This is a genomic window from Castellaniella sp., from assembly GCF_034675905.1.
In the GTDB taxonomy this organism is placed as follows: Bacteria; Pseudomonadota; Gammaproteobacteria; order Burkholderiales; family Burkholderiaceae_B; genus Castellaniella.
On the sequence record NZ_JAUCCV010000010.1, the window covers coordinates 1 to 25,627 of the forward strand.

At 61.6% G+C, this 25,627-nt stretch carries 28 protein-coding genes and 3 tRNA genes; 14 read left to right on the forward strand and 17 right to left on the reverse strand.

The window, feature by feature from the left end:
* Positions 1 to 100: 100 nt before the first annotated feature.
* The 6 genes from VDP79_RS10160 to VDP79_RS10185 form a co-directional block, all read right to left on the reverse strand.
* A complete protein-coding gene (locus VDP79_RS10160) occupies positions 101 to 1,207 on the reverse strand; it encodes a plasmid recombination protein (protein ID WP_323018093.1) in 1,107 nt (368 codons plus the stop codon).
* Positions 1,208 to 2,030: 823 nt separating this feature from the next.
* Positions 2,031 to 3,323 (reverse strand): phage integrase SAM-like domain-containing protein, encoded by a 1,293-nt coding sequence (locus VDP79_RS10165; protein WP_323018094.1) that lies wholly within the window; start codon positions 3,321 to 3,323, stop codon positions 2,031 to 2,033.
* A gap of 80 nt (positions 3,324 to 3,403) precedes the next feature.
* Positions 3,404 to 3,480 (reverse strand) — tRNA-Asp (locus tag VDP79_RS10170).
* A 19-nt stretch (positions 3,481 to 3,499) separates the two neighbouring features.
* Positions 3,500 to 3,575 (reverse strand) — tRNA-Glu (locus VDP79_RS10175).
* A gap of 25 nt (positions 3,576 to 3,600) precedes the next feature.
* A tRNA-Ala gene (locus tag VDP79_RS10180) sits at positions 3,601 to 3,676 on the reverse strand.
* Positions 3,677 to 3,786: 110 nt separating this feature from the next.
* A complete protein-coding gene (locus VDP79_RS10185) occupies positions 3,787 to 5,058 on the reverse strand; it encodes an adenosylmethionine--8-amino-7-oxononanoate transaminase (protein WP_323018095.1) in 1,272 nt (423 codons plus the stop codon).
* A gap of 207 nt (positions 5,059 to 5,265) precedes the next feature.
* On the opposite strand from VDP79_RS10185, the gene VDP79_RS10190 reads away from it, so the two are divergent.
* The 5 genes from VDP79_RS10190 to VDP79_RS10210 all read left to right on the forward strand — a co-directional run bounded on the left by VDP79_RS10190 (position 5,266) and on the right by VDP79_RS10210 (position 10,070).
* Complete coding sequence (locus VDP79_RS10190; protein ID WP_323018096.1) at positions 5,266 to 6,444, forward strand: 8-amino-7-oxononanoate synthase; 1,179 nt, start codon at positions 5,266 to 5,268, stop codon at positions 6,442 to 6,444.
* Complete coding sequence (locus tag VDP79_RS10195) at positions 6,441 to 7,292, forward strand: methyltransferase domain-containing protein (protein ID WP_323018097.1); 852 nt, start codon at positions 6,441 to 6,443, stop codon at positions 7,290 to 7,292. The genes VDP79_RS10190 and VDP79_RS10195 overlap by 4 nt, the downstream gene beginning before the upstream one ends.
* Positions 7,292 to 7,969: a dethiobiotin synthase gene (bioD, locus tag VDP79_RS10200; protein WP_323018098.1), complete on the forward strand. Its 678-nt coding sequence runs from the start codon at positions 7,292 to 7,294 to the stop codon at positions 7,967 to 7,969. Before VDP79_RS10195 ends, bioD begins: the two co-directional genes overlap by 1 nt.
* A 205-nt stretch (positions 7,970 to 8,174) precedes the next feature.
* Positions 8,175 to 9,164 (forward strand): biotin synthase BioB, encoded by a 990-nt coding sequence (gene bioB, locus VDP79_RS10205; RefSeq protein ID WP_323018099.1) that lies wholly within the window; start codon positions 8,175 to 8,177, stop codon positions 9,162 to 9,164.
* Positions 9,165 to 9,170: 6 nt separating this feature from the next.
* A complete protein-coding gene (locus tag VDP79_RS10210) occupies positions 9,171 to 10,070 on the forward strand; it encodes an EamA/RhaT family transporter (protein WP_323018100.1) in 900 nt (299 codons plus the stop codon).
* On the opposite strand, the gene VDP79_RS10215 is transcribed toward VDP79_RS10210, so the two are convergent.
* Positions 10,002 to 11,399, reverse strand: coding sequence for an MFS transporter (locus tag VDP79_RS10215; RefSeq protein ID WP_323018101.1), 1,398 nt, complete (start codon positions 11,397 to 11,399; stop codon positions 10,002 to 10,004). The two genes, VDP79_RS10210 and VDP79_RS10215, sit on opposite strands and share 69 nt — an antisense overlap.
* Before the next feature lie 71 nt (positions 11,400 to 11,470).
* Between VDP79_RS10215 and moaC the strand changes: the two genes are divergently transcribed.
* From moaC to glp, 5 genes are read left to right on the forward strand one after another with little or no spacing between them, the layout of a single operon-like run.
* Positions 11,471 to 11,965 (forward strand): cyclic pyranopterin monophosphate synthase MoaC, encoded by a 495-nt coding sequence (gene moaC / locus VDP79_RS10220; protein WP_323018102.1) that lies wholly within the window; start codon positions 11,471 to 11,473, stop codon positions 11,963 to 11,965.
* The gene (locus VDP79_RS10225) at positions 11,946 to 12,197 is read left to right on the forward strand and encodes a MoaD/ThiS family protein (RefSeq protein ID WP_323018103.1); all 252 of its coding nucleotides are present in this window, start codon (positions 11,946 to 11,948) and stop codon (positions 12,195 to 12,197) included. The genes moaC and VDP79_RS10225 overlap by 20 nt, the downstream gene beginning before the upstream one ends.
* A 41-nt stretch (positions 12,198 to 12,238) precedes the next feature.
* A complete protein-coding gene (locus tag VDP79_RS10230; protein ID WP_323018104.1) occupies positions 12,239 to 12,706 on the forward strand; it encodes a molybdenum cofactor biosynthesis protein MoaE in 468 nt (155 codons plus the stop codon).
* The gene (gene moaB / locus VDP79_RS10235) at positions 12,703 to 13,230 is read left to right on the forward strand and encodes a molybdenum cofactor biosynthesis protein B (RefSeq protein ID WP_323018105.1); all 528 of its coding nucleotides are present in this window, start codon (positions 12,703 to 12,705) and stop codon (positions 13,228 to 13,230) included. The genes VDP79_RS10230 and moaB overlap by 4 nt, the downstream gene beginning before the upstream one ends.
* A 2-nt stretch (positions 13,231 to 13,232) precedes the next feature.
* Positions 13,233 to 14,441: a gephyrin-like molybdotransferase Glp gene (gene glp, locus VDP79_RS10240; protein ID WP_323018106.1), complete on the forward strand. Its 1,209-nt coding sequence runs from the start codon at positions 13,233 to 13,235 to the stop codon at positions 14,439 to 14,441.
* A gap of 35 nt (positions 14,442 to 14,476) precedes the next feature.
* On the opposite strand, the gene mobA is transcribed toward glp, so the two are convergent.
* The 5 genes from mobA to VDP79_RS10265 all read right to left on the reverse strand — a co-directional run bounded on the left by mobA (position 14,477) and on the right by VDP79_RS10265 (position 17,967).
* Complete coding sequence (mobA, locus tag VDP79_RS10245; RefSeq protein WP_323018107.1) at positions 14,477 to 15,139, reverse strand: molybdenum cofactor guanylyltransferase; 663 nt, start codon at positions 15,137 to 15,139, stop codon at positions 14,477 to 14,479.
* Positions 15,132 to 16,214, reverse strand: coding sequence for a GTP 3',8-cyclase MoaA (gene moaA / locus VDP79_RS10250; RefSeq protein ID WP_323018108.1), 1,083 nt, complete (start codon positions 16,212 to 16,214; stop codon positions 15,132 to 15,134). The genes mobA and moaA overlap by 8 nt, the downstream gene beginning before the upstream one ends.
* A 13-nt stretch (positions 16,215 to 16,227) precedes the next feature.
* Positions 16,228 to 16,689 (reverse strand): universal stress protein, encoded by a 462-nt coding sequence (locus tag VDP79_RS10255; protein ID WP_323018109.1) that lies wholly within the window; start codon positions 16,687 to 16,689, stop codon positions 16,228 to 16,230.
* A gap of 70 nt (positions 16,690 to 16,759) precedes the next feature.
* Positions 16,760 to 17,122: a TIGR01244 family sulfur transferase gene (locus VDP79_RS10260; protein WP_323018110.1), complete on the reverse strand. Its 363-nt coding sequence runs from the start codon at positions 17,120 to 17,122 to the stop codon at positions 16,760 to 16,762.
* Positions 17,119 to 17,967, reverse strand: coding sequence for a ChbG/HpnK family deacetylase (locus tag VDP79_RS10265; protein ID WP_323018111.1), 849 nt, complete (start codon positions 17,965 to 17,967; stop codon positions 17,119 to 17,121). Before VDP79_RS10265 ends, VDP79_RS10260 begins: the two co-directional genes overlap by 4 nt.
* Between VDP79_RS10265 and VDP79_RS10270 the strand changes: the two genes are divergently transcribed.
* Positions 17,966 to 18,358, forward strand: coding sequence for a GtrA family protein (locus VDP79_RS10270; protein WP_323018112.1), 393 nt, complete (start codon positions 17,966 to 17,968; stop codon positions 18,356 to 18,358). The two genes, VDP79_RS10265 and VDP79_RS10270, sit on opposite strands and share 2 nt — an antisense overlap.
* Here VDP79_RS10270 and VDP79_RS10275 read toward each other — a convergent pair.
* On the reverse strand, positions 18,318 to 19,976 hold the full coding sequence (locus tag VDP79_RS10275) for a glycosyltransferase family 39 protein (RefSeq protein ID WP_323018113.1): 1,659 nt from the start codon (positions 19,974 to 19,976) through the stop codon (positions 18,318 to 18,320). The genes VDP79_RS10270 and VDP79_RS10275 overlap by 41 nt on opposite strands.
* Positions 19,973 to 20,989: a glycosyltransferase family 2 protein gene (locus VDP79_RS10280; RefSeq protein WP_323018114.1), complete on the reverse strand. Its 1,017-nt coding sequence runs from the start codon at positions 20,987 to 20,989 to the stop codon at positions 19,973 to 19,975. Before VDP79_RS10280 ends, VDP79_RS10275 begins: the two co-directional genes overlap by 4 nt.
* Positions 20,990 to 21,191: 202 nt before the next feature.
* Between VDP79_RS10280 and VDP79_RS10285 the strand changes: the two genes are divergently transcribed.
* From VDP79_RS10285 to VDP79_RS10295, 3 genes are read left to right on the forward strand one after another with little or no spacing between them, the layout of a single operon-like run.
* A complete protein-coding gene (locus VDP79_RS10285; RefSeq protein ID WP_323018115.1) occupies positions 21,192 to 21,614 on the forward strand; it encodes a group III truncated hemoglobin in 423 nt (140 codons plus the stop codon).
* Positions 21,592 to 22,914: an NnrS family protein gene (locus VDP79_RS10290; RefSeq protein WP_323018116.1), complete on the forward strand. Its 1,323-nt coding sequence runs from the start codon at positions 21,592 to 21,594 to the stop codon at positions 22,912 to 22,914. The genes VDP79_RS10285 and VDP79_RS10290 overlap by 23 nt, the downstream gene beginning before the upstream one ends.
* Positions 22,915 to 22,933: 19 nt before the next feature.
* Positions 22,934 to 23,407: an Rrf2 family transcriptional regulator gene (locus VDP79_RS10295; protein ID WP_323018117.1), complete on the forward strand. Its 474-nt coding sequence runs from the start codon at positions 22,934 to 22,936 to the stop codon at positions 23,405 to 23,407.
* A gap of 64 nt (positions 23,408 to 23,471) precedes the next feature.
* Here VDP79_RS10295 and VDP79_RS10300 read toward each other — a convergent pair whose 3' ends face one another.
* Genes VDP79_RS10300 through narJ form a run of 3 tightly spaced genes read right to left on the reverse strand, consistent with a single transcriptional unit; the run spans position 23,472 to position 25,620 of the window.
* Entirely contained in the window at positions 23,472 to 24,218 is a 747-nt protein-coding gene (locus VDP79_RS10300) for a peptidylprolyl isomerase (RefSeq protein WP_323018118.1), read from the reverse strand.
* A 9-nt stretch (positions 24,219 to 24,227) separates the two neighbouring features.
* A complete protein-coding gene (gene narI / locus VDP79_RS10305; RefSeq protein WP_323018119.1) occupies positions 24,228 to 24,917 on the reverse strand; it encodes a respiratory nitrate reductase subunit gamma in 690 nt (229 codons plus the stop codon).
* 10 nt (positions 24,918 to 24,927) lie between these two features.
* Entirely contained in the window at positions 24,928 to 25,620 is a 693-nt protein-coding gene (gene narJ, locus VDP79_RS10310) for a nitrate reductase molybdenum cofactor assembly chaperone (protein ID WP_323018120.1), read from the reverse strand.
* Positions 25,621 to 25,627: the final 7 nt, after the last annotated feature.

A 25,627-nucleotide genomic window follows, 5' to 3' on the forward strand; every position in this document is an offset into this window, starting at 1 on the left:
TGACCATCCCAGAACACAAACCCCAGCTAAATCAACAGGTTAGTAGCCTGACTAAAGGGAAATTTTGCTACCAAACTCGATACCGCTGGTAGCAGGCACATCATAGCGCGTATCCTTGCCTTTTTTGGTGTTTTGGAGTAGGGGCAGGCTTGGGGGCTTTCAGGTCAGCAACCTCAGCACGTAGTGCCTCGTTCTCAGCCTCCAACTTCGCAGCCTTGGCCTTGTATTTCTTGGCCTTATCTTCGTTTAGCCTGCTATCTTTGGCGTGCTCTTTGCCTTCTTCCAGTCTACGTTCAGCCCTTGCCTCAATCTTTGCGTTTTCTTCTTTGAGCCTTTCGGCTTCTTTCTCTGCTTCCGCCTTCCCTTCCTCGGCCTCCTTTGCCTTTTGCTTCATTTTTTGGCTAGGTAGGTGAAACGCAACTTTGAACTTATCCACAAAACCCATACCAGCCCAAGCCTCGGCCGCTTTTCTCTTGTAGTGGGCAATGTACTTCCTTGCTTTTTGTTTGGTAGTTAGCAACAGACTAGCCTGGTGAGTTTCAGCCTTCCATTGTTCCCTGGACAGCCGACGACGACCGGGGCCAAGTCTGGACATACCGAAGTGGCTTGCTACCTTGATATGAAACTGATCCTGCCATAGACGCATAGCTTGGCAGTATTCTTTATTTTGTTCCCCTTTCGGCCTGTTTTCTTCTTTGGCCTTTTCTGAGGCAGACCGGCCCTTGTGTAGAACATTGAAATTCTCCCCTGCTTTGGGGACAGCATAAAAATGAATATGAGGGTGAGTTTCGTCCAAATGCTCAACTACTGTTCTCAGCCTTTCCCCATATTCCAACTTTAACCATTCAATAGATCGGGCTTTGAAAGCGTCCCAGTTTTCGGCTTTACCTCTTTCCATAGAAATGACACCAGCCAAAAGACAAGCCCCGTCTTTTCTTAATTTCCTACCTTTGGCATCTTTCGCATTATCTCCCCACTCAGTAGCCATTTTTTCCAATTCAGCCAGTGAAACACCATAAAGAATATTTGGCTTTTTTGGGTTTTCAATATGGAAGGTATTGCTCGGCTCTCGTCCAGCCTCGGCTAAAATGTCTCTAATACTCCATTTTTCCTTGGCCTTTATTATCCTGCCTTTTGCTGTTTTTCTTTCTTTTTGTTTGGCTCCCACGCGCGCGTAAACGTCGATGTGGATAAATTGATACGTCATTTTTAGCCCTCCTTTATTGTTGTTTTTTGGTGTGGCTTATCATATTATCTTAAATCTTTTTCGCTCTGTCTAACAGACATAGCGACCGACTATGCTTATTCACTTCGTTCATAAGCGCGGCCCCTACGGGGAAAAATCAAAATCAAAGGCGTTATGCGCTAACGCATAATAAGGGGCTACACCCCTTAACCCCATGAATATCAAAAAATTGCTTTTTGATATTGACTTAATCTAACCAATAGATTATATTATTGGTGTGATTGTAGTATCTGCCTACAATCTTCCTTACGGGATTATGTTGACGCATACAATTAGATAGCAGAAATTAAAGCCTCCAAGTTTTGGGGGCTTTTCTCGTTATTGACATCTCTGGTTTTTTTTGTATGATTTGATTAACTAATTGTTGTACACGTCAATCACAAAAGTTAAGCCGTAACCAGACGGTAAACAGATTCCCGGTTCCAACATTTGATTAATACAGTCCTAGACTGAAAACGTTAGTATTGTGCGTAGCAAACAACTACACAGAAATCACAAGAAAACAGAAATAGGTCTTTGACAGTGAAGGGGTTAGAACGAGGTATGGAGAAAGCCCCGCCCGGTCCGAACGTCACAGGGTCTCCATTGTGCGGCCAGCACATGCGCGAAGAGCGCGGGTGACAACCTGATTTATGAGCCTATATGTCAGGGATGCGATATGCTAGTATCGTGAGCAATGGACTTCTAACCTGTCAACTTGGCGGGTTAGGGGTTCCTTTGTTCGCTCAATCTAATATCCAAAAGAACAAAGGAACTAAAATAAGATGCAGATCTATTGCAGTAATTAGGTAGATCTCTTGCAGATAGAATAGAGATCATTTTGAATATCAGAAGTTAGAGAACTCAGATCATCAACATTAAACTTATTTGAGTAAGTTGCTACATTCACACTTTCAACTGAATGACCAAAGAATTGGCAACGGGGTTCAAACTCAACCCCTTTTTTCATCATATGGTCATTGAGATATTTTCTCAATGAATGGAAAACAAGTTTCCCTCTGCTTATTTTCAACTCTTCCAAATGGCGAGCAAACTTTTTCCCCACAGCATTACCTGCCCCTTTCCCTGTTCTGCTTTTTGCCCCATATTTGAAAACTTGCCCTTTGTGTTTTTTGGAGTTCTCAACCAGAAAAGCCTTAAAGTCTTCATCAAACAAATCAGCAGGCAAAGGTACTTCCCTTTTTCCAGCATGTGTTTTGCTATCTCTGATAATCAAAAAGTGATTACCCTTTTCTGTTTTCTGGAACTGGTCAGCTTGTAGGCTGGTAATCTCATTGACACGGCAGCCAGACACCAAACCCAACAGCAGACAATAATAATAGTCTGGGTCTTTGACTTTCTGGTCTTTGAAATACTCACTCCCAAAAATGGCCTTTATTTCCTGATCTTCAAAAATGGCATATCCACCCGTTAACTTTTGCCTTTTTGTCAGCAGTGCCAAACCCTCGGCCGGATTCTCTTCCTTGGTATATCCCTGCTTAATGGCAAAGTTGAATAGTGTTTTCAGGTAGCCAATTTTCCCATCAATGGTTCTTGGCACGTTGCCCTTAATAGCCAGATATTCCTGATAGCGAGTCATATCACTTTTCAGGACTTCGAGGATATAGCACCCTTTACCAACATAGGCAGAAAACTCTTTGACCGTGTTTTTCAGTGCTGTAACTGTTGCGGGTTTGACCTGCTTCAACAGCAAATACTTGTCAAGCAGTTCTATCAGCGTTAGCCCTGAGTGCGTAGCAGGTAATCCCTGAACCTCGATAGAAGCCCCCTGCGGGGGTTTGGGGGGAAACGTAAAGGCTTGAGCATCCCTTGACACTTGAAGGGCTTGTAGAGCCTCCAGCAGCCTTTTATGGTCGTCCTGACCGTCTGCTATGGCTATGCCCCTACTCAGGTCTATCTGGTACTTCTGGATCTTGGATAGGTCAATGGTCATTTTCAAGGCTTCCAACAGTCTGGATGCTCTAATGATAGCCGTTGCCTTGTCCTTTGTTCCCAGTGACTTTTTGACCTGCTTACCGGCAATCCTTGTGTGTAGGTAGTAGGTGCCTTGGCGGGTGTATACGGGCAGATTGAGCATGGATTGCTACCAAATCTGCTACCAACCCTGAAATGATAAAAGCCTGCTAACTCATTGAATTAGCAGGCTTTTTGAATAGTTGGCGGAGCGGACGGGACTCGAACCCGCGACCCCCGGCGTGACAGGCCGGTATTCTAACCAACTGAACTACCGCTCCGCAGCGGTGCCAGATAAACTGGCGTCCCCTAGGGGATTCGAACCCCTGTACCCACCGTGAAAGGGTGGTGTCCTAGGCCTCTAGACGAAGGGGACAGGACATTCATTCATCGAAGAAGTTTGGTGGAGGTAAGCGGGATCGAACCGCTGACCTCTTGCATGCCATGCAAGCGCTCTCCCAGCTGAGCTATACCCCCAAACAAGGTCTTCGTTAACGAAGAAGCGAGATTATGCACGAAAACTTTTATGTGTGCAAGCCGGGCCTGTTTTTCGGAATAAATCATGCGAATTCAGACGCGTGCCTCGATCAAGACACCGCGCTCAGCACCGCCAGGACCGCCGCCGTCAACTGCCGCACATCATCGGGGGGCATGACAAAGGCAGGCGTCAGATACACGGTGCGCCCCAGCGGCCGCACCCATACGCCGGCCTGCAGAAACGCCTGGCATAAGGCGGCGCGGTCCGGGGCACGATGCAGTTCGACCGCGCCGATCGCGCCCTTGACGCGCACCGCCTGCACGCACGGCAGATCGCGGCACGCGCCCAGGCCCTCTGCCAGCAAAGTTTCGATGGCCTGCACCTGCGCCAATCGAGGTTCGCTGCCGAACAGATCCAGCGAGGCATGGGCGGCTGCGCAGGCCAGCGCATTGCCCATATAAGTCGGCCCATGCATCAGCGCATGCGCGGGATCGTCGGACCAGAAGGCCTCGAACACGCGCTGACTGGCCACCGTGGCCGCCAGCGGCAGCGTGCCGCCGGTCAAGGCCTTGGACAAGGTCAGAATATCCGGTCGGACCCCCGCCTGCTGGAACGCGAACAGGGTTCCCGTACGTCCGAAACCGGTAAAGATTTCATCGAAAATCAGCAGGATGCCATAGCGGTCCGCTACCCGGCGCAAGCGCCGCAAGACATCGGGATCGTGCATCTGCATGCCTGCAGCCCCCTGCACCAAGGGCTCGACCAGCAAAGCGGCCACCTGATCCTGTTGACGCTGCAACAGGGCATCCAGCAAGGCCTCGCCCTGATCATCATGCGGCAATGGCAACACATCCTGGGCGGGCAGGACACCCTGAAAGGCGGCATGCATGCCGATATCGGGGTCGCACACCACCATCGTGCCAAACGTGTCGCCATGATAGCCGCCTCGAAATGACAGGATGCGCTGCCGCTGCGGCTCGCCCTGGTTCAGCCAATACTGGATCGCCATTTTCATCGCCACTTCGACGCTGACCGAGCCGGACTCGGTAAAAAACACCCGATCCAGCCCTGGTCCCAGCAAGCCGCACAGCCGCTGCGCCAGCGTCAGCGCCGGTTCATGCACCAGGCCGCCGAACATGACGTGGGGCATGCTCTCCAGCTGGCGCCGGACCGATTCAGCAATATGGGGATGGTTATATCCATGGCAGGCGGTCCACCAGGAAGCCAGGCCATCGAGCAGCACGCGGCCATCGGCCAGATGGATCCGGCAACCCCGGGTGGCTCGGACAGGGGCCGGCAATCCGGCGGTTTTCATCTGGGTGTAGGGCAACCAGATATGCGGATACCCCTGGTCCAGCCAGGGAATGGATGAAGTTGTCATAGTTTGTTTCTACTGTGCAGCATCGTGCAAAGCGCCCCGAATGGACGGGCGAAGCGGGACGATGGGAGGCGATTGATCGGTATTGTCATTAACTTTCATCTTCCGCTATCTTGTATCTATTTTCATTTAATTCCATTTTTCGTCTTCCAAATTTATATTATCGCCTCCTATCAGATTCTTTCTGGAACCGTCGGCCACAGACCTGCCATGGGCATCTTCGAACCGCTTTACCTGGACGCTTTGCGCCAGCTGGAACGCCAGTCGCAGCGGCGCACCTTGAGCGCATGCGATGAGGACCTGCCCGGTCGCCGCCGCGACGCCGCACAGGGCATTCTGAATTTCAGCAGCAACGACTACCTGGGCCTGGCCTCGCATCCGGCCCTGACGGCCCGCGCCTGCGACTACGCGCAGCGCTACGGCGCCGGGTCGACGGCATCCCGTCTGGTCTGCGGCACCCGCACGCACACACTGGCCATCGAAGCAAAGCTGGCGCACGCCAAAGGAACCGAGGCCGCCTTGCTATTCACATCCGGATGGCAAGCCAATGCGTCCGTCTTGCCAGCGCTGCTGCGGCTGCTGGGCCGCGACACACAGGTCTATGTCGATCGCCTGGCGCACGCCAGCCTGCACCAGGGCTGCCGCGCAGCAGGCATCCGGGAAATCCGCTTTCGCCACCAGGATCTGCATCACCTGGAACAGCTGATCCAGTCGCACGGGGGCGGCGCCGCACGCCGGATGATCGTGACAGAAAGCGTGTTCAGCATGGATGGCGACCAGTGCGACATGCCAGGCCTGACGGCCCTCGCCAAGCGCCACGGGGCCTTCCTGTATCTGGACGAGGCGCATGCCACAGGCGTCCTGGGACCCGGCGGCATGGGTCTGTCAGGGCTGCATCCCGATGGGGTCCAGTTGGCCATGGGCACGTTCAGCAAAGCCCTGGGCGGCTTCGGCGCCTACGTGGCCGGCTCGCGCGCCTTGTGCGATTACCTGATCAATACCTGTTCCGGCTTCATCCACACCACTGCCCTGCCGCCTGCCGTGCTGGGCGCCATCGATGCCGCTCTGGACCTGGCGCCCAGCCTGCAGGCTGACCGCGACCGGCTGACTCATCTGAGCCAACGACTGCGGACTGCGCTGCAGGCGCTGGACATCGACACCGGTGCATCCGACACGCACATCGTGCCGGCCATCATCGGCGACGAACAACGCGCCCTGGACTTGAGCCGCCATCTGCGCACACAAGGCATCCTGGTGACAGCCATCCGGCCACCGACGGTACCCAAGGGCACCAGCCGACTGCGCATCGCCGTCAGCGCGGCGCACAGCACCGCCGATATCGATACGCTGGTCCGGGCGATTGCGCGCGCACAGAAGGCCATGGCATGAGCACGGCCACCCTGCCCGCCACCGACAGCACGACAGTATCCCGCGGACGCCATCGCCGGACCCGGCCACCCGAACAGCGATTCGACGCAGCTGCCGCCGGATACGAACGCCACGCCAGGGTGCAGCATGCCGTAGCGGATCACCTGCTGGCCTGCATCACCCGACAGGCGCTGCCGCCTGCTCCGCGCATTCTGGAAATCGGCTGCGGCACAGGGATCCTGACCCGGAAGCTGGCTGCCCGCTTCACCCAGGCTGACTGGACCATTACGGACCTGGCCCCCGCCATGCTGGAACAAGCCCGGCAGGCGCTGCGCCTGGGCGACAAGGCCCGCTTTCACATCATGGACGGCGAGCACCCTGAACCCCCCGCAGCCGACCGGCAGTTCGATCTGATCTGTTCGAGCATGGCCCTGCAATGGTTCAGCAACCCTGCACAGGGCATGGCCCGGCTGGCCGATTTGCTGACGCCCGGCGGCTGTCTGGCCGTCGCCGTCCCGATCCGGGGCAGCTGGACGGAATGGCGCGCCGCCCATCGATCTCTGGGCCTGTCGTCCGCCACGATTCCATTTCCGGCCGCCGCACGCCTGCGTCCACCCAACGACGCCTTCCAAAGCGACATGCACATGCACCGCTACATCGACGAATGCGGCAGCGCCCTGGGTTTTTTGCGACATCTGCGCGGCATCGGCGCCAGCGCCCCCCGCCCCGGCAGCCGCCCCCTGTCTGTGCTGCAACTGCGGCAGGTCTGCGCAGCATTCGAACAATCCGGCGCACGCTGTTCGTACCGGATCGCCTTCAGCCTATGGCGTCGCCAGGGTGCAAGCCCATTGACCACAAGGAGTCCCTGATGCAGGCCAAGCCTGATACGCCACCCGCCCAGGGGGTATTCGTGACCGGCACGGACACCGACGTCGGCAAGACCCTGGCGTCCGCCATCCTGGCAAAAGCCTGGCAGGCCGACTACTGGAAACCCTATCAGACCGGGGCCATCGACATGGGCGGCGACACCGACACCGTGGCCGCCCTGTTGGGGCCGGGCCGGTACAGACTGCACCCTCCCGCCCGCATTCTGCAGGCGCCGCTGGCCCCCTGGGCGGCGGCCCGCCTGGAAGGCGTCACACTGGACGCAGCCCGCCTGCGCCTGCCCCAGACATCCGCCCCGCTGATCGTTGAAGGCGCCGGCGGATTGTATGTACCCATCGATGAGCGGCACATGATGCTGGATCTGGCCGCCCATCTGGCTCTGCCGATCATCCTGGTGACGCGCAGCACGCTGGGAACGATCAACCACACCCTGCTCAGCCTGCAGGCCCTGGCTGCACGCGGCCTGCCGGTGATGGGAGTGATCATGAACGGCCCCCTGTCGCCCGGCAACCGCCTGGCGATAGAGCATTTCGGCCACGCACGCATCCTGGCCGAGATCCCGCCCCTGCCTCAGGTGGATGCCACTGCCGTCGCCCGGATCGCAGCCGGCATTCCGCCCTTGCGCCTGATCCAGCCGCCTGCGCTGCAAGACGGATCCTGAACTGATGATCTTACAAACCCTCACATCTCTGCCAATCAGCGCCCGACGCTCGATTTCATTCATGCTCGGACGATTTATCAGCATAGCCACCCATAAATAACAGAAATTACAGACAATTAAATAGGTTTAAGCGTCTATTAGAGATTTGTCATTCCCCCAACGCCGCCCTACCATCCCCGCTATCCTCTCTTTTGCATCATCACCCATGCCCTCTTGCCTGCGTCACGAAACACTCGACCCCGCCTGGCCCATCCAGGCGATTCTGGATCTGTTCGCTCTGCCCTTCAATGATCTGCTGCTGCAGGCCCAGACGGTGCACCGCCTGCACCATCCAGCCAACGCCGTGCAGCAATCCAGCCTGCTGTCGATCAAGACCGGCGCCTGCCCGGAAGACTGCGCCTACTGCCCGCAGTCTTCTCGCTACACGACCGCCGTGGAACAAGCCCCGCTGATGCCCTTGCCGCAGGTCCTGACGGCGGCAAAGCGCGCCCAAGAGGCGGGTGCGCAACGGTTCTGCATGGGGGCGGCCTGGCGCTCCCCGACCGAGCGGCAACTGGACGATGTGATCGAGCACGTACAAGCCGTCAAGGCGCTGGGCATGGAGACCTGTGTGACACTGGGCATGCTCAAGCCCGGACAGGCCGAACGCCTGAAGGCCGCCGGCCTGGACTACTACAACCACAATCTGGATACCTCGCCCGAATACTATGGCGAAATCATCCATACCCGAACTTACGACGACCGCCTGCAGACGCTGCAGCGGGTACGCGACGCCGGCCTGAAGGTCTGTTGCGGCGGCATCGTCGGCCTGGGCGAATCGCGCGAAGTCCGCGCCGGCCTGATCGCCGCCCTGGCCAGCCTGAACCCCTACCCGGAATCCGTGCCCATCAACCAGTTGGTCAAGGTGCCCGGCACGCCCCTGGCCGACGCACCGGACCTGGACCCGCTGGAATTCGTGCGCACCATCGCCGTGACCCGCATCGTCATGCCCAAAACGGTCGTGCGCCTGTCGGCCGGACGCGAATCGATGCACGACAGCACCCAGGCCCTGTGTTTCATGGCCGGCGCCAATTCGATCTTTCACGGCGAACAACTGCTGACCACCCCCAACCCGCGCGCCGAAGCCGACGCCAGCCTGTTCCAGCGCCTGGGTCTGACGCCCATGCCCCAGGCCGCTGAAGCCCATCTTGCCTGAACCGCCATGCATACCCTGATCCTGAGCATCACCTTCAGCGTACTGGTGTCCGTGTTTCTGAAGCTCGCCCGGCGCTGCCAGGTGCGTATCGAGCAGGCCATCGCCATGAATTACGTCACCGCCTGCGTGCTGTGCCTGTGGCTGCTGCGGCCCCCGCTGGAATCCCTGGGGCAGCAGACACCGACCGGATGGGTCGTGCTCAGCCTGCTGGGCGTCTTGCTGCCCGCGGTCTTTCTGATCATGGCGACCGCCGTGCGCCGGGCCGGGATCGTGCTGAGCGACACGGCGCAGCGCCTGGCGCTGATCATCCCGATTCTGGCGGCCTTTCTGGTGTTTCACGAGGCCTTGTCCGGACTGAAGGGCCTGGGCATCCTGATGGCCCTGGGCGCCCTGGCCTGCCTGCTGCGCCGCCCGCCACTCCAGGCTGCCGACACGCCCGATACCCAGGCCCTATCGATAGAACAGACGGACGACGCGAACCAGACAGGCCGCCGGATGTGGCTGCCGCTGCTGGGCGTCTGGGCAGGCTACGGCACGATCGACATTCTATTCAAGCAGATGGCGCGCACCGGATCCGGCTTTACCAGCACACTGCTGCTGAGCTTCATTCTGGCCGGCGTCCTGATGGGCTTATGGCTGCTGATGCGCCGCACGCAGTGGCATGCCCGCAGCCTGCTATCGGGCATCCTGCTGGGGGCGCTGAATTTCAGCAATATCTATTTCTACATCCGCGCTCATCAGACCTATCCGGACAACCCGACGCTGGTATTCGCCGCCATGAACATCGGCGTCATTGCCATCGGCACGCTGGTCGGCGCCGGCCTGTTCCACGAGCGGCTAAGCAGGACCAACCTGGCCGGTATCGGCCTGGCGCTGGCCGCCATCGTGCTGCTCTTTCCCCGCTGATCCTCCGGCCGGCGGTCCGTCCGCCGCCCCATCGGGGGCATCGTCTGCCGGCGGCAGGGCGTCGTCCACGACAGGGTCGTGCGAAATATCGTGCTCGATATCGACCCGGGGGTCCAGCACCGCCATGACGTGAGCGTTTTGCAGCGTATCGGCCATGGGCACGAACTGCGTGGGCGCGTCGGGACTGACGTGGGTGCCCTTGACCCGCTGTTCCCGGATGAACAGTACCAGCACGGCGGAGCAGGCGGACACAAAGACGAAATAGACATCACTGCCCCAGGTGCGCATCAAGAGCCCCGCCAGCAGCGGCCCCAGACAGGCCCCCACCCCGTACACCATGTACAGCAGGGCGCTCAGGCCCACGCGCCGTTCGGGATCGACGTTGTCATTGGCAAATGACGTGCCCATGGGATAGAGCGTGAACTGGACGATACCCAGAATGACTGAAAACGCCACCAGGGCCGGATAGGGAAACTGCATCCAGCCCCACAGCGGGATGCCCAGCGCCACCAGGATCAGTGCCCCGAAACGGATCAGCTTGACCCTGCTGGTGCGGTCCGCCAGCCAGCCCAACGGCCACTGGAAGACCAGCCCGGCGGCCAGAGACGCCGCCAGGAATATCCCCACCTGGTGATTGTCCATGCCATGCTGCAGGCCATACACCGGCGCCAGGCCATAAAAAGCGCCGTTGAGCATGCCGGCGACGAACAGCACCGTCAAGGACATGGGTACGCGATTCAGGTAATAGCGCAAGGCCAGGGGAGCGGGCACCTGCAAGGCCGGGTGCGAGCGCCGCGTCAGCGTGATCGGAATCAGACTGAGCACGCTGCAGATCGCGACGAACACCAAGGGCTGGTAGTTCAGGTCCGGGAACAGGCCCAGGGCCAGCTGTCCCAGCACGGTGCCCATACAGGTGGCCACCATATAAAACGCGAAGACCGTGCCCCGGGCGGCGTTTTCCGTCTGCTCATTGAGCCAGCTTTCGATGGCGACGAACAGGCACACCATGGACACGCCGGCCACGAAACGCAAAGCCAGCCAGAACCACAGATCGTGGACCAGGATCATGACCAGCACGGTGATCGTGGTCAGGGCCGCGCAGGCCGCATAGGTGCGGATATGGCCGACCTGGATGATCAGCCGATAGCCGAACCGCGCCCCCAACACCAGGCCCAGATAGTAGGACGCGATCATGGCGCCCACCCAGACTTCGGATACGGATTGCGCGGTCAGCCGCAGACCCAGATAGGTGTTGAACAGCCCTGAACTGAGCAGCAGAATCAGGGTTGCCAGATACAGGGAAAAGAAGGCGCCGATCGTCTTGGCCATGAAAGAAATCCGGTCAGGCCCGCGCCGTATCCCGGCCGCAGTCTGGGTGAAATATCCGATATGATAGAACGATGAACGAAACTGAAGTGTCCCCCAGTCTGACGCACCTGGATGAAAACGGCCAGGTGCGCATGGTCGATGTCGGCGAAAAGGTCGCCACGGCCCGCACCGCCATCGCCGAAGGCCGCGTCCGGCTCAGCCCGCACGCCTGGCATCTGCTGTCGGCCCAGGCCAACGCCAAAGGCGAGGTCCTGAACACCGCCCGCATCGCCGGCATCCTGGCCGCCAAACGCTGCGCGGAACTGATTCCGCTGTGCCACAGCCTGCCGCTCAGTTTCGCGGGCGTGGATTTCAGCGCCGACGACGCCAGCCACACCCTGACGATCCGCAGCACCTGCCGCACCAGTCACCAGACCGGCGTCGAAATGGAAGCCATGACCGCCTGCTCCGTGGCGGCCCTGACCGTCTACGATATGTGCAAGGCCGCCGACAAAGGCATCGTGATCGAACAGGTCCGGCTGATCTACAAATCCGGGGGTAAAAGCGGTGAATGGCGCAACGATTAAGGTACTGTACTTCGCCCAGGTCGCCGAGCACCTGGGCATCCGCCAGGAAACCCAAACCCTGGATACACCGGTCCAGGCCGGCGTCTGGCTGGACGCGCTGGCGGCGCGCTGCCCGGCGCTGGGGCCATCCAGCCGCCTGAAACTGGCGATCAATCAAGAACACGCCGGACGCCAGGACATCATCCAGCCGGGCGATGAAATCGCCGTCTTCAATCCGGTCACCGGCGGCTGACCCTGGCTACGCCGCTTGACACACCCGGCAGGATTTTCAGCATGGTACAGATTCAAACTGAACGCTTCGACGTGGCGGCCCTGATCGCCCAGCTGCAGGCCCGCACATCGGGACAGGCAGGCGCCCTGGTGCATTTCCTGGGTACCGTCCGCGACTACAACCCCGACTCCGAATCCCGCAGCCTGTTCCTGGAACACTATCCAGGCATGTGCGAACGCGAAATCCAGGCCCTTTGCGATCGCGCAAAACAACGCTGGGATATCTTGGATACGCTGGTGGTGCATCGCGTCGGCGAACTGCCGCTGGGCGACCCCATTGTCTTTGTCGGGGTGGCCAGCGCCCACCGGGGCGAGGCCTTTCGCGCTTGTGAATACATCATCGACACGCTGAAAACCCAGGCCCCCTTCTGGAAGCGCGAAACGCTGGCCGATGGGCAGGCGTTCTGGGTGCAGCAGCAAGACGCCGATGCCCGTAAAACCGCACAATGGGATACCCCGTCCACACCATGAAAGCCGATCCGACCCAGCCTCTTGTCAGCCTGCGATGCGCCGTCCTGACCATTTCCAGCCGCCGCCAGGCAAAAGACGACACCAGCGGAAACTACCTGGATGCCGCCCTGAGGGAAGCCGGCCACACGGTCCAGGCCCGCAGCCTGTGCCCCGATGACCGCTACCAGATCCGCAAGATGCTCAGCGACTGGATCGCCGACCCCGGCATCCAGGTGATTCTGTGCAATGGCGGCACGGGCTTCACCCACCAGAAATCCACCATCGCCGCCGTCACACCGCTGCTCGATCAGGTGGTGCCTGGCTTTGGCGAACTCTTCCGCCATCTGTCCTGGCTGGATATCGGGGCCTCGTCCCTGCAGTCCGATGCGCTGGGCGGCATGGCCAACGACACGCTGGTGTTCTGCCTGCCGGGGTCCACCGGCGCTTGCCGGCTGGCCTGGGAAAAAATCCTGCAGCCGCAGCTCGACAGCCGCCAGCCTCCTTGCAACTTCGCCAGCGCCTACCGCGCCCGCACTTCGGATTGACTATGCTGGATTTCGATACGGCCCAAGCCCAACTGGCGGCCCGCGCCCGCACGCCCGAGCAACGGGAAACCCTGCCGCTGGCGGCGCTGTCCGGTCGCGTGCTGGCCGACGACGTGGTCGCCGCACTGGACCTGCCGCCCGCTGATAACAGCGCCATGGACGGCTATGCCGTGCGGGCGGCGGACACCGCTGCCGCCCCTGTCACCCTGCCCGTCCAGCAGCGTTGTTTTGCCGGCCAAGCCCCCCAGGCCCTGCTGCCCGGCCAGGCGATCCGCCTGTTCACCGGCAGCGTGATTCCGGCAGGCGCCGACACGGTCGTCATGCAGGAAGACTGCAGCGAAGACGATACCGGCGTCACTTTTCAGACACCGGCCCAAACGGGCCAGCACATCCGCTACCGGGGCGAAGACATGCGCCAAGGCAGCCGCGTGCTGGCGCAAGGCGCTCTGCTGGACGCAGGCCGAATCGCCGTCCTGGCCGCCCAAGGCATTGCCCAGGCATCCGTCTATGCGCCACTGAAGATCGGCATCCTGACCACTGGTGACGAACTGATCCCGCCAGGCCAGCTGCTGCCGCCCGCCGCCATCTACAATTCCAACGCCCCCATGCTGGCCAGCCTGTGTCAGGGCTTGCAGACCGCGCCGGTGCTGCTGCGCCATGCCCGCGACGAGGCCCCCGCCATCGAGGCAGCGCTGACTGAACTCAGCCACAGCTGCGATCTGGTGCTCAGCGTAGGCGGGGCCTCCGTCGGCGAAAAAGACCTGGTCAAGCCTGCCATCGAAGCCCTGGGCGGCAGCCTGGATTTATGGCGGGTACGGATGAAACCCGGCAAGCCCGTCGCGCTGGCTGATCTGAATGGCCGGCCCATCGTCTGCCTGCCCGGCAATCCAGTATCCGCCTTTGCTGTCTTTACCCTGCTGGTCAGCCCGCTGATCCGGGGCTTGCAAGGCCGCAGCCAGACGCTGCCGCCTGTGCGATACGGCACGTTGCACACCGACCGGCCGCTGGGCGGTGACCGTGACGACTTCATTCGCATCCAGGCGGCGCTGACGCCCTCGGGCGACACTGTCCTGACGCCGCACAGGCAGCAAAGCTCCGGGGCGCTCAGCAGCCTGGCCTGGGCCGACGGCCTGGCACGGATTCCGGCAGGCAGCCGCCTGTCATCCGAAGCCGGCGTCACCTGGTACGCGCTATCGGACTGGCTGCGCTAAGACTTGGCCGCTGCACACGGGATGCCTCATCAAGGCTATCGTGATGCGGCGTCCTGACTGGCGACGCCGCCAGCCCAGCGATCCCAATCCTGCGGCGTATTCAGATTGACCAGACAATCGGGGTCGGCAAAATCGACCGGCTGGGCGCCGCAAGCCCGCAGCCAGGCCTGAACCTGACGCTGGCCCGACTGCAAGAAATCCTGCAGTCCGGGCGCTAACGAGCCATGCGCCACCAGGCACAAGGGATGCGGCCCATCCGGCGTACGGGCATAGGCAGGATGTTCCGGCGTCGCCACGGCAGCCAGCCGCGCCAGCAGATCCGCCGGCCAGCGCAGCACATCCACAGGCAAGATGAACAGCCAGGGGGATACGGCCTGCTGCAGGCCGGTCAATACGCCGGCCAAAGGGCCGCTATGCTGCAGATCGGCGGCATCCGGCGCCACCTGGCCATAGGCGGCATAGGCTTCGGCATGACGATTGGCGCTGATGAAGATCCGGGCAACGCTCTGACCCCGCATATACCGGCACACGCTGGCAACCAGCGGCTGGCCCTGCCAGTCGCGCAGGCCCTTGTCGATATCCGGCGCAGCCGGGGTGCGCATGCGCAAGGATTGGCCGCCGGCCAGGATCAGTCCGTCGACCGGCCTGCCAACGGCAATACCCGAATGCCCGCCTGTCGACGGATCGGGACTAGCCACCGATGTAGCTCATCTCGATCTTGTGATCGCGATGCGCCTGGCCGCGCCGTTCGGAATATCGATCACCCCGCGCCAGCCAGACGCCGGCCAGCCGCTCGCCCAGCGCCTGATCGCTGGCGCCGGAACGCAGCAAGGCCCGCAGATCATGGCCCTGTTCGGCGAACAGACAGGTGAACAGGCGCCCTTCGGGCGACAGCCGCAAGCGCGTACAGTCACCGCAAAAGGGCTGGGACACGCTGGTGATCAGGCCGATTTCCCCCGCCCCGTCGGCGTAGGTCCAACGGCTGGCGACTTCGCCGCGATAGTGGGCTTGAACCGCTTGCAGGGGAAACTCATCCCCGATCAGGCGCACGATTTCGGCCCCGGTGACGACTTCGTCCATCCGCCAGCCATTGGTATTGCCGACATCCATGTATTCGATGAAGCGCAGCACATGCCCTGTCCCCCGGAAATGCCGGGCCATGGGCAGGATCTGCGCGTCGTTCATCCCCCGGCGCACCACCATATTGACCTTGACCGGCGCCAGGCCCGCCCGGGCGGCGGCCTCGATGCCTGACAAGACGGTAGCGACGGCCACGCCGCTATCGCTCATGCGTTCGAACAAGGCGTCGTCCAGCGCATCCAGGCTGACGGTGACGCGATTCAGCCCTGCTTGCGCCAGCGCGTCGGCCTTTTTGGCCAGCAGCGTGCCGTTGGTCGTCAGGGTGAGTTCAGGCGGCTGGCCGTCGGGAGTGCGCAACTGCGCCAGCATGGCGATCAGGACCTCGATCTGTTTGCGCAGCAAGGGCTCGCCGCCGGTCAGGCGGATCTTGCGCACCCCCTGGGATAGCGCCACCGCCGCCACCCGCGTGATTTCCTCGAAGGACAGCAGGGCGCTATGCGGCAAGAACGCATGATCGGCGCCAAATACCTCGCGCGGCATACAGTAGGTGCAGCGGAAATTACAGCGGTCCGTGACCGAAATGCGCAAGTCCCGCAAAGGCCGCCCGTAGGTGTCGCGCACCGCCTCGCCCGGCGCCAGCACGGGCGCCGGGCGAGGCTGGTCTTCGGTTTGATGATAAATGACGCGACTCATGGAACACACGCGATCAATCGTTTTCCTTGACGCGATAGACCAAGGTGGCGACTTTCGCCAGACCCAGGACCTTGACCGTGACGCTGCCCAACAGCAGACGCGACAGGCCGCTGCGGCCATGGCTGCCGATGAAGATCAGGTCGCAGTCCTGGTCCTTTGCGGCGTGGACGATGCCATCGGCCACATTGAAATTGGACACGGCGCAGGCGGTGGCCTTGACCCCAGCAGTGGTGGCGCGATCCAGCACCTGCTGCAGGTATTTTTGCGCTTGTTCGGCCGCCGTGCGGTCGTAGTCTTCGTCCGTGATGGCATAGGCGGCGGCCATGCCGTCGAACCCGACCGTGGCGGCAAAAGGCTGCGTGACATGCAGCGCAACGACCTCGGCCCCGATGGTGCGGGCAAAGCAGACACCCTTGTTGGCGGCCTGGGCCGAGAGTTTAGAGCCGTCCGTAGGGATCAGGATTTTCTTGAACATACTCAGATCATCCAAAAAGCTGAACAGGAGACTTCAGCATACCTGCTGGGCGGCTGAAATGACAGTCGGATCAGCCCTGAGATTGATGTGGCGCAGATTCCTGGGAAGCTTGAAACAATTTGGTGCAACGCCCGCCCGATCGGCAAAACGCCAGCACCGGACCGGGAAGTTCCTGCAGCAGATGGGAAAAATCCGCCACATCGGCAGCCGTCATGGCGCCGCTGACCACCGGCTGATACCGCGCCTGCAGTCCCGCTGCTTCGGCTGCCCGCAGCACGTCGGCCGACAGCGGCTGGCTGGGGCCGTCTTCGCCGTCCGGACGATTGATGATGACGGACTTGAAGCCCGCATCGGCCAGGGCCTGCATATCGGCCGGCTGCAACTGCCCGGTCACGGCAAAATCGGGGGCCAGGGATTGATAAGACACACTCATGAGGGCTCCTTGCAGGGATCGGTTCCTGCGATCATCAAGCGATGGTCGGCCAGCCGCTGCGCCATTCGCGCATCGGACAGCACGGCATATTCGGCCTGACGCTGGTCAGTCAGGGCATCGTGCGCATCCATGCCCCGCGCGGGGTGACACATCAGCACATCGCCATCCTGGGCCAACGTCAGCCAGCGCGACATCCAGATTTCATACGCTGGAACGCCGCCCTTGAAATCATACACGCCCAGGAACCCCGGATTCTGCGTCAACCCGGCCGCCTGCACGCGGCGGCGCAGTCCGGCCGCCCCCAGACCGGCAATGACCTGCGCCTTGAAGCACAAACGCCAGGGCAAGCCCGCCTGACGGGGGCGGCCCGTGTCGCGTATCCAGGGTCTGGCTGTCCGGGTATCCAGCGCCTGCAGCAGCTGATCGCGCACACCTGGCAACTGGTGCACATGCTGATGACCGTCGATATAGTCCGGCAGGCGTCCGGTCAGATCCTGAAAACGATCCAGCTGACGGCAGATGGCGTCTCGCACCTGCCCCAGCGGCAGACGGCGCAGATAAGCGGCCTGGATCAGTGATTTCAACGGCAGGCACAGGCCGGGCTGGCCGAAGGATTCCGTCAGGTTCAGATGCAAGCCGACCTGCAGATGGGTCGTCAGCAAGGCGGGCAGGTTCTGCGACGCACTGGGACCATCGACCAGCAGGCTGGTAGCCGACAGGCGGCCCAGACCGGCCAGGTGCAGGATGCCGGCATCCACAGCGGTATTCATCCCGAAATCATCGGCGCACACTACAATGCGGCGGTATTCGGAAGCGGGGCTGGCGCTTGGGCGTTCAGGATTCATGTTCAAAAAACTCTACACCCAGATCGGCTGGTTCGTCATTGTAGGCTGCGCAGCGGCGGCCACCCATTGGGCCGTGGCAGTGGCCTGCGTGGCCTGGGCAGGCCTGACACCGTTGCTGGCCAATGTCGCAGGCTGGCTGGTAGCCTTTGGCGTGTCGTTCACCGGCCATTATCGCCTGACGTTCCGCCACCAGCATGCGCCCCTGCTGCAATCCGCCCTGCGGTTCTTCCTGGTATCCGCCCTGGGCTTCGCTGTGAACGAAGCAGCCTATGCCACCCTGCTGAACATCACCCCGATCCGCTACGACATTCTGCTGGCGCTGGTGCTGATCGGAATCGCCGGCATGACCTTCATTCTGGGGCGCTACTGGGCGTTTCGCCACACCCGCTGACGGCATCCTGGGCAGTCACCCGCCACAATCCCATGCCACGCGACTGCGCCACCGGCGCCCGTCCGGCCAACGCCGGCAGGCGATCAGCTTCGTCCAGCCAGGCCATCAGCCAGGTAGCCGGATGCGCCGGCTGGCATAGAAAATCCTGCAAACGCGAGGGCAGCCACAAGACATCCGCCCCGTGATCCGGCATGAACAGGGCGGCATCGGCGAGTTCGCGGCGCCAGTCGTCACCCCGCATCACGTCGGGATCATCCCAGTTCGTCACCGCTACGATGGGGGCCCGCCAACCGGCATACATCGGCAGATCGTAGGCATACTGATTGAACATGACCAGCTGATCGCCCGGCGCCGCGGACTGCGCCAGCACCTGGGCCAGCGGTTTGGAACTGCGCTGCGGGACCGCCAGCAAAGCCGCCACGGCCAGCAGGCAGATGCCGGCGGCGATCAGGGCATGCCGCACCAGGCTGCGCCGCACATTCGGCGCGGTTTCTTCCTTGCGCTGTTCAAAGGTTTCCTGGATGAACCAGGCCAGCGGCGGCAATACGGCGATCACATAGCCGACCAGTTTCGAACTGGGAATGGAGAAGAACACCAGCACGACCGCCAGCCAGGACAGCATCAGACCGCGCAACACCCGGCGGTCCACCTGCTCGGGCCGGCGGACCGGGGGCACGAAGCTGGTGTGCAGGGGGCCATGCAGATACAGCCAGCGCCACAGCTGGATCGACCAGGGCAGGGTCAGCGCCAGGATGACGGGGACATAGAACCAGAATGGGTGTGGATTATTGAATCCGGTTTCCAGGAAGCGTTGAAAATGCTGGTAGACGATGTAGTAGTCGAAAAATCCCGGGTAGCGGACCTGCATGGCCACCATCCAGGGCAACACCAGCGCCAGAAACAACGCAATGCCAGGCCACCACAGCAAACGCCCCATGGCCCGGTAGCGGCGACGCCCCAGCAGCCAGAAAAACAGCACGCCGCCCGGCAGCACGACGCCGATCAGGCCTTTGGCCAGAAAGCCGGCAGCCGCCAAGGCATACATCCCCAGTACGGCCATGCGATCGGAACGCTGCTGTTCGTGACGAAACACCGCATCGGCCCCGGCCATGACCGTCAAGCTGATCAGGGCGGCCACCAGCATATCCAGATTGGCGTAATGCGCGCCGCCAAACAGAAAGGGCTGCACCGCCAGGATCAGGACTGCGCGGCTGGCGACGGACAACCGTGCATACCGGCGCAAAAAGAGATAGAACACCGTGACCAGCACTGTGGCGGACAAAACCGATACCAGGCGGCCCGCCCAGGCATTGTCCCCGAATACTGCCAATGCCCCTGCCGTCAGCCAGTAGAACAGCGGCGGCTTATGGAAAAACGGCATGCCATCCAGGCGCGGCGTCAGGTAGTCGCCCGACATCAGCATGTGCCAGGCCACCCCCACGTAGCGGCCCTCGTCGGGCAGCAACAGGGGATAGGCCCAGGTTGTCGCCACCAGCCAGACAAAGGTACACACCGCCACCCAGCCCCAGGAGGCGCGCGCCTGCAGGCGCTGCCAGGTGTTTTCGCAGGCATCCACCAGGCGGTGGCTTGCGTGGCAGATCTTTGCAGCGGCGTTCATACGGCGGATTCCGGCGGCACGTCAGAGGACGCCGACCCCGCATCCGGGCCGGCCTGTTTGGGCTGATCGGGCGCTATCCCGCCCCCTGCCCGTTCACGCAGCAGATAGACCGGCCGCCCTTTGACTTCAGTGAAGATGCGCGCCACGTATTCGCCCACCACCCCCAGCGACATCAGATTGACGCCGGAAAAGAACAGCACCACGGTAATGAGCGTGGCCCAGCCGCGCACCGGATCCCCGAACAGCAGATAGGTCACGACAATCACCAGCCCATAGAGAAAAGCCGCCAGCGACAGGCAGGCGCCCAGCAGGCTGAGCAAACGCAGCGGCCACGTAGTGAAAGCGGTCAGGCCATCCACGGCGAAGCGCAGCAGTTTCAAAGGATGAAAGCGGCTGACCCCGTGCAGGCGCTGAGGCGGCGTATAAGGCATGGGTTCGGACTCGAACCCTACCCAGGCGAACAGCCCCTTCATGAAACGGTCGCGCTCGGGCAGCCGGAGCAAGGCATCGACCACCATGCGGTCCATCAGGCGGAAATCCCCGGCATTGGGCGGCACAGTACGGCCGTCGGATGTTCGCATCAACGCATAGAACAGGCGCGAGCCGATGCGCTTGAAGGGGCTTTCATCCTGCCGCGTCGCCCGCACGGCGTAGACCATCTGCACCCCTGCGCGCCAGCGATCCAGCATGGCCGGCACCATCTGCGGCGGATGTTGCATATCGGCATCCAGGCACACGACGACATTGCCCCGGGCGGCTTCCAGGCCAGCCGTCAGGGCGGCTTCTTTGCCGAAATTGCGCGACAGGCGCAGATAGACGATCTGGGGATGCAGGCTGCACCAGTGCCGCAACAGATCGGGCGTACCATCCGTGCTGCCGTCATCGACCACGATGATTTCCAGGGCATCTACCCGGGATTCCAGGGTGGCCAGCAGTTCAGGCAGCAAAATGCCCAAGTTGGCCTGTTCGTTCAGGCATGGCACGACACAGGACAGAAAAGCAGGCTGGGGCATGGGATCAGTCAATGAAAATCGGCAATTCGGGCAATTGTCGCCAAGATGCTGATGATAACTGAAGGCCAGCCGGGCAGGCCACTGTATCCGCCTGCCTCAGCGGCCCCTCGGCGTCACCCGAAGCTGGAACAGAGCGCTTTACGCTGGCCCATAAAGATTCCTATAATAGGTACCTTTAAAATTCATGGACTGCGAGACCTGCATGGACGACGCCTTTGTCTGTACGGAAGACGACATCGTTACCCTCGTCCACCACTTCTACCGGCGCGTGCGCCAGGACGGCGTGCTGGGACCGATTTTCGACACTCATATCGACGACTGGGACGAACACCTGGAGCGCATGGTGCGTTTCTGGTCATCGCTGCTGCGCCGTAGCGGCACCTACAGCGGCACCCCCATGCCGCGCCACGTCGCACTGCCGGGCCTGGAAGGCCCTATGTTCATCCGCTGGCTGGACCTGTTCCGGGAAACCCTGAGCGAATTCGACAATCCGGCATTCGTCGCCCAGGCTCAGGATTTTGCTCACCGCATCGCCCGCAGCCTGTGGTACGGCTATCAGATCAGCCACCACCCCGACCAACCCATCACGGAGTTCGACGCCCATGTCTCGCCTGTTGAACGTTGAAGAAAGCCCGGCGGCGGCAGCCCCGGCCGGCCCTTCCATGGCCGCTTTCCTGGCCCTGGGCTTTCGTCCCCTGTACATCGCCGGCGCCAGCTGGGCGCTGATTTCGATCGCCCTGTGGATCTTCACGCCGCAGCTGCTGGGCGAACCCATGACACTGGTGGCCTGGCATGCACACGAAATGCTGTGGGGCTTCATCATCACCATCGCAGTGGGCTTTCTGCTGACGGCCAGCGCCACCTGGACGGGCTTCAATCCCCTGCAGGGCAAACCGCTGGCAGTCCTGTGCATCCTGTGGTGCGTCGCCCGCATCGGTTTTCTGCTGGGCGGCCTGACGGGGTTCTGGATCGCCGCCGCTGCCGAACTCGCGTTCTTTCTGATGGCATCCATCGCGCTGGCGCGCGTCATGATCAAAGGCCGCAGCCGGCGCAATTACGGGCTGCCGGCCCTGATCCTGATGCTGGGCGTAGCCGACCTGCTGTACCTGCTGGCCGTCTTGCAAGGCAACTACGTAGTGCTGATGGAACGCTTCGACCTGGGCCTGATCGGCATGGCCGTGGTCGCCCTGCTGATCGCCCGCCGGGTGATTCCGTTTTTCGCCATGCGTATGGTCCAGGGACTGCAGATTCCCATGCTGGCGCGCTCCGGCCACGTACAGATGACATTCAGCGTCCTGGCCCTGGTGGCCGGCGCGCTGGTGCAGATCACCGGCACCCCCATGACGCCGGGTAGCGGCCCTCACGCCCTGCCCCTGATCATGGCGGCCAGCCTGTTCATCACCGGGCTGATCAGCCTGGGGCAATTGCTGTACTGGAAACCACAGGCCGTGCTGCGCAAGCCCATGCTGTGGATCCTGTATCTGGGCTATGCCTTCCTCGGCATCGGCCTGCTGGCCGCCGCCTGGCAGTTCAGCAATCTGTTCGATCCGGCCATCCTCAGCGGTGTGCTGATCCGCAGCGCCACCCATGTGCACCTGATCGGCCTGGCGGGATTCTGCATTCTGATCATCGGCATGCTGACCCGCACCGCCCTGGGCCACCTGGGGCGCCCGCTGGCGCTGGACCGCAGCATGCTGGCTGGGCACTGGCTGATGGTGGCAGCCGTCGTCCTGCGCCTGGCGGCCCTGTGGCCGTCAGCTGCCAGCCTGCACTTGCTGCACCTGGCCGCGCTGGCCTGGGTCCTGTCTCTGGGCTTGTATCTGTGGCGCTTCGTCCCGATGCTGATCCGCCCGCGCCCGGACAAGCCCGCACCGGTCTCCACCCCCAAAAAAGCGGCGGCCGCCCCCGTGGCCCAGGCGCGCTAGGCACCGGACGCCCACGACCATGCGCCTGACCAATATGAGCGACTATGCGGTGCGGCTGCTGATGTATCTCAGCAGCCATCGCGACCGTTTATGCACCATCGCTGAAATCGCACAGTTCTACGGGATTTCCGAGCCGCATCTGATGAAAATCACGCACCGGCTGGCCCAGCACGGTTGGATACGCACGGTGCGCGGCAAGAACGGCGGCATGGAATTGGCTCATGAGCCCCGTGACATCGCGCTGGGCGCTCTGATCCGCGACATGGAAAACGACCTGGCCCTGGTCGAATGCATGGGGGCGGAAAACCACTGCATCCTGACCGGCCACTGCGGCCTGAAACCCGTGATTGCAGGCGCTTTGAAAGCCTTCATGGATTATCTGGACAGCCACACCTTGGCCGATGTGCTGCCCCCTGCGCCCCTGGCGGACCCTGCCGCCTCCGCCGTGCGGATCGCGGCGCCGCCAGCCCGCAAGGTCGTCGGCGCCCGCTGACCCGGGGATGCCCGGACCAGCGCTGTGCCCGCCCGATGTCCCGGACGGGCGCCCCATCGCCGCCCTACTGCACCAGCGGCGAGTCCGAGCCCTGCATGGGGATACCCTGAATCTGCGCAGCGCCGACCAGCTGTTGCAGGTACTGGTGAACCGCCCGGCGATAGCTGGATTCCTCCAGCCAGGCGGCCAGGCGTTCCTGCACATCGGCGAACGGCACGGTACGGCCCTCGACCTTGCGGCCGGTGCGCACGATATGAAAGCCGAAACGGGTTTCGATCAGTTCACCCGCCAGCGTGTGCTCCGGCATGGCGAATACGGCCTTTTCAAATTCCGGCACCATTTCACCGCGCGTCAGTTCGCCCAGCGCGCCGCCTTGCGCCCCGGAAGGACAGTTGGAATATTCCTGGGCGTACTGGGCGAAATGCCCCAGGCCTTTGCGATGCAATTCCGCCAGATGCAGATTGGCGCGTGACCGCAGTTTCTGCACATCCAGATCCGCTGTCGCCTGGAACAGGATATGCCAGGCTTCGATCAGATCGCCTTCGCGGAATTCCTCGGGATGCTGATCGTAGTAGCGCCGGCAACTGGCCTCGTCGGCCTGCGGGGTGCGCACGTCTTCGGCCAGCACCGCCGCCTGCAGGGCCTCAGGGGAATCGGCATTCAGCGCCAATTCCGCGCCGCGCTGACGGATCAGTTCGCGCAATACCAGTTCCTGCCCAGCCGCCAGGCGCGGATTGGCTTCCTGCTCGTGACTGGAGACTTCGGCCAGGATGTCCGATTCGGTGATGACGACGTCATTAACGGTAATCATGATGTTTCCTTAGCGACGCGGACGGACCAGCTGCCATGGGCGCACCAGATACGTGACCGAGGCAAAGCCCGACCAGACGTGCACCAGCCGCGTGAACGGAAAGATCACGAACAGCGTCATGCCCAGCACCATGTGCAGACGATAGATGCCGGGGACGCCTTCCATGGCGCCGACGGCGCCGGAACGGAAGGTGACGATGCGCTGCGACCATTCGCCCAGCTGGACCATGACCGCGCCATCGGTGTGATGCACCGATGTGAACAGCGTCGCCAAACCCAACACCAGGACCAGCAGGATCCACAACAACGTCACCCAATCGGACACGGTGGAATTGTGCATGATGCGGATTTCCGACCAGCGGCGATGGATCAGCAGCAACAGGCCGATCAGGCAGATGACACCCAGGATGGCGCCGCCGATGATCGCCAGCAGCTGCTTGTCCTGCGTGGTGAGGCCAAAGGCGTGATAGACCGCTGGCGGCGTCAGCAAGCCGACCAGATGGGTGAAGAACAGGGAAATGATGCCGATGTGGAACAGGTTGCTGCCCCAGCGCAGCGACCCGGTGCGCAGCATCTGGCTGGAATCGCTTTTCCAGGTGTACTGTTCCCGTTCAAAACGCACCAGGCTGCCCAGCAGGAACACGGTCAGCGCAATATAGGGATACACCCCGAAGAAAAACAGATCGAGCGTCTCTTTCATGATGGTCTCCTCAGGCTTGACTGCCGTTCGGGTGGCCGGCCCGCGAACGGGGCGGGTGGAACACAAGGGGTTGCGGCTGATTGCCGGGACGGCCCATCAGCAACGGTTCGGTACCGTCGGCCTGCGGGCCGAAGGTGACCATGGTTTCTTCCATCTCGCCTTCCGGAGGATCGGGCAGGACTTCGGGCTGCACGTCGGTCATGGTGCGCAACTGGGCAAAAAGACAGGCGTAAGGGCTATCGGATTCACCCAGTTTGTCGCCCAGGCGAGCCAGCACATGGATGGCGTCCCCCAGCAGTTCTTCGGCCGCCTGAGGCGGAATCTGCCCCAGGAATTCCAGGAACAGCGGCACGTAATCGGGCAGTTCGATCGAGGCCGGTTCCAGGCCGTGCTTGCGATATTCCTGCTGCAGATCGACCATGGCCTGGCCGCGATCGCGGGATTCGCCGTGGACGTGTTCAAACAGATGCAGGGAATGCGCGGCGCGCCGATCAAAGGTCGCTACATATTCTTCCTGCAGATCGATCAGGTCGTCGAAGCTTTCCAGAAAAGTGAACAAAGGGTCCAGCCGCGACCGGACTGCCGCCGGCAGCGCGTCGGACAGTTCCGGCAAGGCATCCAGCCAGTCTTGTTCAGGATAGCTGAGCAGGGCTGACAGGACGGAAAAAACCGGCGTATCTTGGGCGTTCAATGCGTGCGTCATGATTCCC